General features: G+C 41.3%; 10 protein-coding genes, 1 tRNA gene and 1 pseudogene. All 12 read left to right on the top strand.

Annotation, left to right across the window (positions count from 1 at the left end; genetic code table 11):
- The coding region (locus BUB87_RS08740) for an RNA-guided endonuclease InsQ/TnpB family protein (RefSeq protein ID WP_159432384.1) at positions 1–724 on the top strand (724 nt) is incomplete at its 5' end.
- 18 nt (positions 725–742) lie between these two features.
- Positions 743–1,048, top strand: a pseudogene (locus tag BUB87_RS08735) (ADP-ribosylglycohydrolase family protein); the annotation flags it as partial.
- Positions 1,049–1,070: 22 nt separating this feature from the next.
- Complete coding sequence (locus tag BUB87_RS08730; protein WP_073344214.1) at positions 1,071–1,517, top strand: PPC domain-containing DNA-binding protein; 447 nt, start codon at positions 1,071–1,073, stop codon at positions 1,515–1,517.
- A gap of 41 nt (positions 1,518–1,558) precedes the next feature.
- A complete protein-coding gene (locus BUB87_RS08725; protein ID WP_073344211.1) occupies positions 1,559–2,584 on the top strand; it encodes a zinc-dependent alcohol dehydrogenase in 1,026 nt (341 codons plus the stop codon).
- Positions 2,585–2,797: 213 nt separating this feature from the next.
- Positions 2,798–3,049, top strand: a complete 252-nt coding sequence (locus tag BUB87_RS08720) for a TIGR03905 family TSCPD domain-containing protein (protein WP_073344208.1) — start codon at positions 2,798–2,800, stop codon at positions 3,047–3,049.
- Positions 3,050–3,137: 88 nt separating this feature from the next.
- Positions 3,138–3,213: transfer RNA gene (locus BUB87_RS08715), tRNA-Ala, on the top strand.
- A gap of 68 nt (positions 3,214–3,281) precedes the next feature.
- Positions 3,282–6,101 carry an excinuclease ABC subunit UvrA gene (uvrA, locus tag BUB87_RS08710; RefSeq protein ID WP_073344205.1) on the top strand — a complete coding sequence of 940 codons (2,820 nt, stop codon included), beginning with the start codon at positions 3,282–3,284 and terminating at the stop codon, positions 6,099–6,101.
- 153 nt (positions 6,102–6,254) lie between these two features.
- Positions 6,255–6,680: an FHA domain-containing protein gene (locus tag BUB87_RS08705; protein ID WP_073344202.1), complete on the top strand. Its 426-nt coding sequence runs from the start codon at positions 6,255–6,257 to the stop codon at positions 6,678–6,680.
- A 17-nt stretch (positions 6,681–6,697) separates the two neighbouring features.
- A complete protein-coding gene (locus tag BUB87_RS08700; RefSeq protein ID WP_073344200.1) occupies positions 6,698–7,921 on the top strand; it encodes an FtsW/RodA/SpoVE family cell cycle protein in 1,224 nt (407 codons plus the stop codon).
- Positions 7,902–9,314, top strand: a complete 1,413-nt coding sequence (locus BUB87_RS08695; protein ID WP_234945999.1) for a peptidoglycan D,D-transpeptidase FtsI family protein — start codon at positions 7,902–7,904, stop codon at positions 9,312–9,314. Before BUB87_RS08700 ends, BUB87_RS08695 begins: the two co-directional genes overlap by 20 nt.
- A 4-nt stretch (positions 9,315–9,318) precedes the next feature.
- On the top strand, positions 9,319–11,184 hold the full coding sequence (gene uvrC, locus BUB87_RS08690) for an excinuclease ABC subunit UvrC (RefSeq protein ID WP_073344197.1): 1,866 nt from the start codon (positions 9,319–9,321) through the stop codon (positions 11,182–11,184).
- A gap of 9 nt (positions 11,185–11,193) precedes the next feature.
- Entirely contained in the window at positions 11,194–12,117 is a 924-nt protein-coding gene (gene hprK / locus BUB87_RS08685; RefSeq protein ID WP_268761630.1) for an HPr(Ser) kinase/phosphatase, read from the top strand.
- The last annotated feature ends 6 nt before the right edge of the window (positions 12,118–12,123 follow it).

Below are 12,123 nucleotides of genomic sequence, written 5' to 3'. Positions count from 1 at the left end.
AATATACATGAGCATAGATTTGGGTATAAATAACCTTATGACATGCTATATAACAACAGGGAAGACATTTATCATATCAGGGAGGCAATTATTAAGCATAAACAGATATTATGACAAAAAGATAGCGTATTATCAATCCATAGCATATGCTCAGCAATCAGCGAGTGGAAATAGATACCCCAAAGATACGAAGAGAATACAGAGATTATATGCAAAGAGAAAAAGACAGATAAACCATCTACTTCATGCTGCTACAAAAAAAGTTATAGAACTTGCAGAAAAAGAAGGAGTAGCAAAAATAATAATAGGGGATATAACATACATACGAGAAAACAAAGATATGGGCCGTGTAAACAATCAAAAAATCCACAAATGGCCATTTAAGAGAATAGAAAGCTTGATAACATACAAAGCAGAAGATAAGGGAATAAGGGTAGAAAAACAAGAAGAAAGCTACACAAGCCAATGCAGTCCTTATGAAGAAGAAGTATGTGAAAAGACTGCGAAGAAATCAAATCGCAGATACAGAGGGTTGTATATTATTGGCAATAAGTTATTTAATGCTGATTGTGTAGGAGCATATAACATAATGAAAAAGTATCTGCGAAGGATAGGGAGACCTATCACGGCAGTAGTGGGGTTGGACACCCCAGTTGCGTACCGATGGGACTTTCATCGAGGTTTCATCGGGAGCACGAAGCTCGCCAATTCATTGGCGATGTAGTTCACTTATGCTAATGAGGTTGTTACCAAGGCGGTTTGTATTTTTAAAATGGTAAAAGGCAATACCTTTGATGCCATAATAGCGGGCGTTAATATGGGTAGAGATACCGATTGTATCGCTGCGATAGCAGCGGGGATTTCAGGCGCGTTAACAGGTCATTCTTCTATTCCAGAGGAATATATAAAACAAGTAGATTATGCGACTAAGAAAAATATATATACGAATTCACAGAGAACTATTGAGGAAACTGCTGAACAATTATATGACGCATTTAAAGCGAGAATTAAGAAAATGAAAGAGTATATTGAGGTGATGGATATATAATTTCAATTGGAGGTGTCTTAATTTGGAGTATTTTTCCGTACCTAAAATCGGTAGAGCGTTTGTTTTAAGGCTGGATCAGGGAGATTATGTTTTAGAAAGTATAAATGACTTGATAAAAAAAGAGGGCATCAGGGATGCGGTGGTAGTATCGGCCATTGGCACATTAGATCGTTGTATCTTGCATATGGTCACCACCACAGGCTATCCGCCTGTGGAGCATTTTGAGAGGTGGGAGGACAAACCGCTGGAGCTTTCATCAATAGATGGGGTCATAGCGGATGGCAAACCCCATTTGCACGCTGTGGTGGCAGACAGAGAAAAGGCTTATTCCGGCCATTTGGAAGAAGGTTGTAGGGTATTATATCTGGCGGAGATAGTGATTGTAGAGCTGGTAGGTGCAAATTTATCGAGGATTTATGACAAAAACAACATACTAAAATTAAAATTAATTTCAAACAATGGTCATTAATTTTTATAAGCACAAAAGAGTTAAAGGAGGGGCGGTTATTTATGATTCAGGCGGTTATGACGTCCCCAGGTAAAATAGAATTTCGGGAAATTCCTGTTCCAGAAATTGGGGACAATGAAGTGTTGATAAAGATAATGAGGATAGGCATATGCGGCTCGGATATCCATGTCTACCATGGCACGCATCCCTATACAGGTTATCCTGTAGTCCAGGGTCATGAGGTATCTGGCCAGATAGTGAAACTGGGTTCTAATGTAACGGGTTTAAAAGTAGGAGATGCGGTTACAGTACAGCCTCAGGTCTATTGCGGCAGGTGTTATCCTTGCACCCATGGAAGGTATAACATATGCGAAGAGCTCAAGGTGATGGGTTTTCAGACCACTGGAATGGCCTCTGAATATTTTGCTGTGGATTCTAAAAAAGTTTTAAGGCTTCCTGATGGCATCAGCTACGATGAAGGAGCAATGGTAGAACCTTTGGCCGTAGCTGTCCACGCTTTGAGGAGGAGCAGCGATATCAATGGCAAGAAAGTTCTGGTATTAGGTGCAGGACCTATAGGGAACCTGGTTGCTCAGTCGGCTAAGGGGATGGGAGCAGAAAAAGTCATGATAACGGATCTGAGCGATTATCGCCTGGGTATCGCTGAGAAGTGTGGCATAGACTTTTGCGTAAACCCCGACAAAAAGGATCTTAGGGAGGCATTGATAGAAAACTTTGGTCCGGACAGAGCTGATCTGATCTTAGAATGCGTGGGAGTAAATTCTACTATAGAGCAGGCGATAAATTGTGCCCGTAAAGGGACAGACATCATTGTGGTGGGAGTGTTTGGCCAGAAAGTCAACGTGGATATGGGCCTGGTGCAGGATAGAGAATTAAGGCTGATAGGGACATTGATGTACATGGAAGAAGATTATATAAAAGCCATTGAAATGATCCAGCAGAAAAAAGTAAGCCTCAAACCCCTTATCACAAACCACTTTCCCTTTAAAGAATATCTGAAAGCTTATGAGTATATAGAAAAACAAAGGGATCACGCCATGAAGGTTATGATAGACGTTCACGAATAAGCTAAACCTCTGAGGCAAGTGACTTTGTGAAGAACAAGCGTAGAGCATTTCTTCAAGGTCACTTGCCGATGCTATTGAGCTTTTTCAAAAGCGATCTATTTATAAATATTGTAAATTACGAATTGAAGGAACTTTTTATCATATAGACATAAATATAAATTATATGTTATAATAATAGATGTATGAAAATTGTAAAAAAAGGCAGGATAGGTTATGCAGTATAGTTATATACCTAAAGGTGTTTGTTCGAGGAAAATTGTATTCGAAGTTATAGACGGCAAAATCACAAATGTAAGCTTTACGGCAGGGTGTAAAGGAAACCTTCAAGGGCTGGCAAAGCTCTTAGAGGGGATGGACGTAAAGGATGCAGCCGAGAGGCTCAGAGGTATTAAGTGTCAGGGAAATACATCATGCCCTGATCAATTTGCAAAGGCATTGGAGGAACTTGTATTAAAGAATGTGTAAATAAAACGGGCCAGCGAGACATTCAATAAAAATTCCAACAACGTATTGACATGAATAAAAAAATATTGTATTATATATATCGTTGGACGGGGATATAGCTCAGTTGGGAGAGCGCTACAATGGCATTGTAGAGGTCAGGGGTTCGACTCCCCTTATCTCCACCATATGAATAAGTAAGTGAGAAATGGTAAAGCTATCGCAACGATAGCTTTTATTTTTATGAGGTGAGATAATGGCTGATTACATTTATATAAAGGGAGCCCGCGAACATAATTTAAAAAATATTGATGTGAAGATACCCCGTGACAAGCTGGTAGTGATAACGGGCTTGAGCGGGTCGGGCAAATCATCGTTGGCGTTTGATACCATATATGCAGAAGGACAAAGGCGATATGTGGAATCCCTTTCGGCATATGCCAGGCAGTTTTTAGGGCAGATGAATAAGCCTGATGTGGATTACATCGAAGGATTATCTCCAGCCATATCCATAGATCAGAAGACGACCAGCAAAAATCCCAGGTCTACGGTGGGCACGATTACCGAGATACACGATTACATGAGACTGCTTTATGCCCGCATTGGCATACCCCACTGTCCGCAGTGTGGCCGGGTTATTTCACAGCAAACGGTAGACCAGATGATTGATAGGGTATTATCATTGGGAGAGAGAACAAGGATACAGGTGTTGGCGCCCGTGGTGCGCGGGAGGAAAGGAGAGTATGTAAAGCTCATCAATGATATAAGAAAGGCGGGTTATGTAAGGTTAAGAATTGATGGGAATATTTACGATATCGGCGAGGAGATTAAGCTAGATAAAAATAAAAAACATAATATCGACGTGGTAGTGGACAGGCTTATCGTAAGGGAGGATATAAGGAGCAGGTTGGCTGACTCCATCGAAACAGCGTTGGAGCTGGCAGATGGGCTGGTGGTGATAAATGTACTGGATGGCGAGGACATGCTGTTTAGTCAGAATCTGGCCTGTCCAGATTGTGGCATAAGCATCGAAGAGCTAACGCCCAGGATGTTTTCATTTAACAGTCCCTATGGTGCATGTCCTGATTGCAGCGGATTGGGTTTTAATATGAAAGTCGATCCAGAGTTGCTTTTAGATATGTCAAAATCTATTTTAGATGGCGCCATAAATACGTGGATTGCTTCTGAGGACAGCTGGACTTATAAAGTGCTTTTGGCTGTCGCTAAAGAATATGGCATTGATCTTAACACCCCATTGCAGGAACTGGGCGATAAACTCAATATACTTCTCTACGGCATCGGAGCTAAAAAGGTGAGAGTAAAAGGGTCTGATGGGCGTTATTACGAAGCGAGTTTTGAAGGTATTATAAACAATCTGGAGAGGCGATATCATGAAACCCAATCACAGGTGATAAAGGAAGAAATAGAAAAATACATGAGAATCATTCCGTGTGATACATGCAAGGGTACAAGGCTCAAAAAGGAGAGCCTTTCGGTTACAGTAGGTGGTAAATCTATAGCGGAACTAAGCGATATGTCTATTATAGAGCTGAAGAGATTTTTTGAAACGCTAGAGTTAAGTGAAAAGCATAGGATCATAGCGAATCAGATCTTGAAAGAGATAAACGCCCGATTGGGCTTTTTGATAGATGTGGGATTGGATTATCTGACGCTGTCCCGTTCCGCAGGGACTTTATCCGGAGGAGAAGCCCAGAGGATAAGGCTGGCCAGTCAAATTGGATCGGGCCTGATGGGAGTACTTTATATCCTGGATGAGCCCAGTATAGGGCTGCATCAGAAGGATAATGATAAACTTATAAAGACCCTTAAGCACCTGAGAGATCTAGGGAATACCCTTATAGTGGTAGAGCACGATGAGGATACCATGTATGCTTCTGACTATATTATAGATGTAGGGCCTGGAGCGGGGGAAAACGGTGGAAGGATAGTCGCCGCTGGTACCATCGATGAGATAAAAAAATGCAAGGAATCCATAACAGGTCAGTATCTAAGCGGTATAAGGAAAATAGAGGTGCCTTCCCAGCGAAGAAAACCCAATGGAAAATGGCTTATTATAAAAGGGGCGAGGGAAAACAACTTAAAGAATATTGATGTAGAAATACCACTGGGCGTGATTACATGTGTGACAGGTGTTTCTGGATCAGGTAAAAGTACTCTTGTAAATGAGATACTTTATAAAAGCCTTGCAAGACAACTAAATAAAGCTAAAGAGATACCTGGGGATCATGATTGCATACTGGGTGTGGAAAATCTTGATAAGGTGATAAACATCGACCAATCACCTATAGGAAGGACGCCGAGGTCAAATCCTGCTACTTATACCGGAGTGTTTGACTATATAAGAGAGGTATTTTCTCTTACCCCTGAGGCCAAGATGAGAGGCTATAAGCAGGGTAGATTCAGTTTCAATGTAAAAGGCGGACGCTGTGAAGCCTGTCACGGTGATGGGATAATAAAAATAGAGATGCACTTTTTATCAGATGTCTATGTGCCATGCGAGGTATGCAAAGGTAAGAGGTACAATAGAGAAACACTGGAGATAAAGTATAAGGGCAAGAACATAGCGGATGTACTGGATATGACTGTTGATGAAGCGCTGGAGTTTTTTGAAAACATACCTAGGATCAAAAACAAACTGATGACATTACACGATGTAGGGCTTGGATATATCAGGCTTGGTCAGCCTTCCACCCAGCTGTCAGGAGGAGAGGCTCAGAGAATAAAGCTGGCGACAGAGTTGAGCAGAAAGGCCACAGGGAGAACTATATATATCCTTGATGAGCCTACGACAGGCCTTCACATGGCCGACGTAGAAAAGCTTATCGAGGTGTTAAACAGGTTGGTAGAAGGTGGCAATTCTATAATAGTCATTGAACACAATATGGATGTTATAAAGACTGCTGACTATATCATTGATTTAGGCCCTGATGGCGGCGATAGAGGCGGTAGGGTAGTTGCCTGTGGTACCCCTGAAGAGGTGGCCATGAACGAGAACTCTTATACGGGTCAGTATCTAAAAAAGATATTGTTTAAAGAAAAGAGTTCGATAGCGTAAATGTTAATATGTAATTAGCAAATTTTATAAAATAAAGCACAACAAATCGTGCTTTATTTTTTTATCATATATCAACAAGAAGATTCTTAAGGTTCAAGTGTTGTAAAAATTATGTTATAATAATAATACCCGTAAGTTTATTGAGGTGAAGATATGTATAATGCGATTGCATGGGTATTGAGGTTTGTGTTTATAGCCATAATATATTATTTTTTATACAATGTCTTGAGATTATTGTATCTAGATATAAAAAACGATGCAAGTGAGAAAGATATAAGGGATATAGAGACAAAGGCCCACATTGTCTCTTTAAGATCGCCTTTTGATAATTATACCCTGTACAATGTGACAACCATTGGGCGTGCTAGCGATTGCGATGTGGTGCTAAAAAACGAGTTTGTATCTAGCAAGCATGCCCAGATATATAAAAAGGGCGGAAAGTTCTGGTTGGACGACCTCAAGAGCACCAACGGGACTTTTGTGAACGGAAGACGGGTGAGAAAACCTGTAAGGTTAAAATCCGGCGATATTATTTCCTTTGGAACTGAAGAATTCAAGTTCATCGAAAATTTCAATTGACATGGAGAGAAAATAAAATGGACGTACAGGAGAAAATATACCGAAAGCTCTTTTATTTAATATATTTTATGAGCTTCATCGCGTTTGCTCTTTTAGCTATATATAAGATGCCAGCTAAAGTGGAACCTTTATATATTGCACTGGTATTTGATTTCGTCTTTTCAATAGTATACATTCTCATGAAGTACCTTATGCCCGAGGGGGATATTACGCTATTTCTTATAAGTACATTTTTAGCTGAGATAGGGCTTATCATCATATACAGGTTGCAACCTGACCTGGCGATTAAGCAGATCGTATGGGTCACTTCAGGTATGCTTTTGTATATCATTACGGCGTACCTCTATAGGTTTACCGATAGGATCAATAGGTACTACTCGATATATATAGTTTTGGGAATAGCACTGCTTGTTGTAACGCTGGTGTTTGGCAAAGAAGTTGGTGGATCTACCAACTGGCTTAGTATTGATGGCATCACATTTCAGCCATCAGAGTTTGTAAAACTTTTATACATCTTATTTATGGCTAACTTTCTCATGAAAAAAGGAGAAGACAAAAAGGTATTGTATGCCTTTGGCATAACATTGTCATTGGTATTGCTTTTGATGCTTCAAAAGGATCTGGGTTCCGCGCTTATATTTTATCTTACGGGTTTGATCATGGTATACGTGGCTACATCAAACCTTATTTATACGGGCTTGGGGCTTGCTGCGCTGGGCGCAGGTGGTGTAATGAGTTTCTATATATTTGAACACGTGAGAATAAGGATTTACGCCTGGTTGAATCCGTGGATAGATGTGCCCGGCAAGGGGTATCAGATTGTCCAGTCCCTTCTGGCTATATCTTCGGGAGGATATCTGGGAACAGGTCTTGGATTGGGCCATCCTGAATTGATTCCAGCGGTTTACACGGACTTTATTTTTTCAGCTATAAGTGAGGAAATGGGCTTTTTAGGTGCGGCTGCTCTTATCTTCATGTATTTTTTGATACTTTACAGAGGTATCAGAATTTCATTGAGGTGTGAAGATCCTGTAGATAAGCTGGTAGCGGTTGGCCTTACAGCCATGTTCAGCATACAGGTGTTTACAATCATAGGTGGGGTGATAAAATTCATACCACTTACAGGTGTGACTTTGCCATTTATAAGCTATGGAGGCAGTTCTATTGTAATGAGCTTTATATTGTTGGGTATACTAAAGTCTATTTCAGAGAGAATAGGTGATGATGTTGAACACCAATAAAAATATAAAAGTGGTTTTTGGAATATTGTCGATTATGTTTCTATCCCTCATCGCATATCTGAGCTATTTTGAGGTTTCTTATGCCCCTAGACTGCTGTCAAATCCATATAATACCAGAGCATTAATAGAAGAGCGCAAGGTAAAGAAAGGCAGTATCTTTGATAGAAATGGAAAAGTATTGGCATACAGTGTAAAGGGAAACGATGATTACTGGAATGTGGTATACCCTGATGGAAGAATTTTTTCACCGGTGGTGGGTTACAGGAGCTTAAGGTATGGCAATATGGGATTGGAGGCCTACTACAATAGGGTGCTATTGGGTTTAGGCAGCAATAGGCCCATTGACGTACTGCGATCGGAGATTTTAGGCAGGAGCAAAATCGGGGATAATTTGAAGCTGACACTGGACGCTGATCTTCAAAAAATCGCCTATAATTCCCTGGGAAATAACAGAGGGGCAGTAGTAGCCATGGATCCGAAGACAGGGGCTATCCTGGCACTGGTTTCAAAGCCCACCTTTGATCCCAACACCATAGATCAAGACTGGAAACAATTAAATAGCGATCCAAATAGTCCTTTGCTGAACAGGGCATTAAATGGCCTGTATGCACCGGGTTCTACTTTTAAAATTGTGACGGCCAGTGCTGCACTAAAGTATGTGACAGACATAAAGGATAAAATTTACACTTGCAAAGGCTATGTGGTGGTGAATGGCAACAAAATATCCGATTATCAGGGCGAAGCTCATGGCAACCTCAATATTAAGCAGGCTTTCACCGTTTCGTGTAATACTACGTTCGTAAAGATAGGACTGGATGTAGGCAAAAGCAATATGATGAAGATGGCGGAGGCTTTTGGCTTTAACCGGGATGTGAATTTTGATTTGCCCGTAACCAGGAGTACTTTTCCTCCTTTTAAGCTTTTTTCGGATAATGTGGAATTGGCCGAGAGGTCAATAGGGCAGGGAGAGGTTCAGGTAACCCCACTTCAAATGGCTATGATCACATCGGCAATAGCAAATAATGGTGTTATGATGCAGCCGTATCTGGTATCGGAGGTGATAACCTCCGATGGCCGGGTGGTCCAAAGGACATCGCCACAGGTCTATTTGACGCCGGTGACGCCGGATATTGCAGCTGTTATAAAGGATATGATGATATCTGTGGTGAACAGCGGTACGGGAACCGCAGCAGGTATAAACGGTATACAGGTAGCTGGCAAAACGGGAACAGCCCAGACAGGGAAGAAAGAGGATGACGCGTGGTTTGTTGGCTTTGCCCCTGCAGAAAATCCACAAATAGTTGTGGCAGTAATAGTGGAACATGGTGGGGCTGGAGGTATTGCCGCTGCCCCCATTGCGAGAGATGTGATATCGGCATATCTCAGGAGGTGATGCTATGGTAGATTTGCAGCAAAAGTTAAAGTTGTTGCCTGACGAGCCAGGCGTTTATATCATGAAGAATGACAAAAATGAAATCATATATGTAGGAAAGGCTGTTTCGCTAAAAAACAGGGTGAGGCAGTATTTCCAGAATTCTAAAAACCATCCTCCAAAGGTGCGGGCAATGGTAAACAATATTGCTGATTTTGAATATATAATAACCGACTCAGAGTTAGAAGCGCTGATACTGGAATGTAATTTGATAAAAGAGAACAGGCCTAAATACAATATCCTTTTGAGAGACGATAAAAACTATCCGTATATAAGGATTACCAGCGAAAAATATCCCAGGATCATGTTTACAAGAAAAGTGGTGAAAGATGGATCTAAATATTATGGACCGTATTCCAGCGCATATGCAGTAAGGGAAACTATTGACGTGATAAGAAAAATGTTTCCTATAAGGTCGTGCAATATAGACATAGAAAAAAAGGCTGGGAAGATAAGAGAATGCCTTTATTATCATATAGGGAAGTGCTCGGCGCCGTGTACGGGGAGGATTTCTCAGGAAGAATACCAGAAGATCTGTGAGGATGTCAGCATGTTTTTGGATGGAAAGCAGGATAAACTTATAGATATGCTGAAAGAGGAGATGAAATTGGCGGCGGATAATCTGGATTTTGAGAGGGCTGCAAGGTTAAGGGATCAGATATCAGCTATAGAAAAATTGATGGAAAAGCAAAAGGTTTTAAAACTGGACATGGGCGACGTGGATGTGGTGGCGCTGGCGCGTAACGGCAATAGAACCTGTGTACAGGTATTTTTTATAAGAAAGGGTAAGTTGGTGGATAGGGATAGTCATATCTTAAAAGATACCGAGGAAATGGAAGACGGAGAAATAATGGCTGCTTTTCTTAAACAGTATTATTCTGAAGTGTCGTTTATCCCTAGAGAAGTACTGCTCATGTGCCCTACAGGTGAAGAGGAATTGCTGTCGAGATGGCTTTCTGAGCGCAGGGGTTCAAAGGTAAAGGTGTTCGTACCTAAGAGAGGCGAGAAGTTGGATCTTGTAAAAATGGTAAAAAACAATGCCGAAGAGACACTTAATAAGACGATAGCTCTCAGCAATTCGGACAAAAAAAAGGATAGAGTCGTTACCGATAAAGCTTCTATCGAGCTAGCCGATGCGTTGGGCCTTGAAAAACCGCCGTACAGATTAGAAGCTTATGACATATCAAATATACAGGGTTATGAATCGGTGGCTTCAATGGTGGTATTCGAAGATGGCAGGCCAAAAAAGAGCGATTACAGGCGCTTTAAGATAAAAACCGTTTCAGGTCCTGATGATTATAGCAGCATGCAGGAGGTTATCATAAGGCGGTTTGAGCATTCTAAAAGAGAAGATGACGATAAATTTGCCGTATTACCTGATCTCATACTTATTGATGGAGGACATGGTCACGTCAATGCGATACTTGAAGTGTTGAAAGATATGAAAGTGGATATACCTGTATGCGGTATGGTAAAAGATGATAAACACAAGACACGAGGCTTGATTTATATGGGAGGTGAAGTTGGGTTGCCTATCACATCCCGTGCGTTTAAATTGATAGCGAGGATTCAGGAGGAAGCTCATAGGTTTGCCATAACATACCACAGGGTTTTGAGAGATAAAGCTGTGACTAAATCGATATTAGATGATATAATAGGGATAGGAGAGGCGCGGAAAAAAGCCCTTTTGAGTCATTTTGGTTCAATAGAGAAGATCAAAAATGCGACCTTGGATGAGCTTAAAAAAGTGAAAGGTATGAATAGTAAGACGGCCCTTTCTGTTTACGAGTATTTTCACAGGCAGGGTGTCGAGAAGGATAAGGGGGATTAAAAATTGGCGATCAGTATAACAGTGGAAAAAATGATAAAAGACCTGGGACTGGAGGTCGTGGTAGAGGCTAAAGAAAAAATACCTATAACAACCATAGATATAAATAGGCCAGGCTTGCAGCTTGACGGATATTACAAGCATTTTGCCTACGAGCGAGTGCAGGTCATGGGTATGGTCGAGACATCATTTTTTAACTCGTTGAGCGATGAGCTAAAATACGAGAGAGCAGATAGGCTTTTAAGTTATGCTATACCTTGCCTTATAGTGACAAGGGGATTGGACATAAGGCCCGAGATAATAAACGCTGCTCAAAAATACGGTAGGTATCTTCTGAGAACCACAGAAGAATCCACCAAGTTTATAAACAGGCTGATCAATTATTTGAATGAGGAACTGGCGCCCAGGATTACTCTCCATGGGGTTTTGGTAGATGTGTATGGACTGGGCATACTGATTTTGGGCGAAAGCGGCATAGGTAAAAGTGAGACTGCTCTAGAATTGGTGAAGAGGGGTCATAGATTGGTAGCCGACGATGCCGTAGAGATAAGAAAGGTTGGAGAAAATACTTTGGTAGGGTCTGCCCCTGAGCTGATAAGGCATTTTATTGAAATTCGCGGTATTGGTATACTTGATGTCAAAAACCTCTATGGCGTTGGCGCCATAAGAAATAGCAAAGAAATAGATATGATTGTACAGCTGGAGGAATGGCAGGAGGGGAAATATTACGATAGATTGGGGCTTGAAGACGAGTACATGGAGATAATGGGTATAAACCGCCCCAAGCTGACTATACCGGTTAGGCCAGGGCGAAACCTGGCTATCATAATGGAGGTAGCTGCCATGAATCACAGACAAAAAACCATGGGTTATAATGCAGCCCAGGAATTGAACAGGCGGCTTTTGCAACAAATTGATAGCGGAGAGGAAGGGTGATCGTAA

The sequence above is a fragment of the Caldanaerobius fijiensis DSM 17918 genome (assembly GCF_900129075.1).
Taxonomy (GTDB): Bacteria; Bacillota; Thermoanaerobacteria; order Thermoanaerobacterales; family Caldanaerobiaceae; genus Caldanaerobius; species Caldanaerobius fijiensis.
The sequence above is the reverse complement of the archived record's forward strand: the minus strand, read 5'-3'. Positions and strand labels throughout refer to the sequence as shown.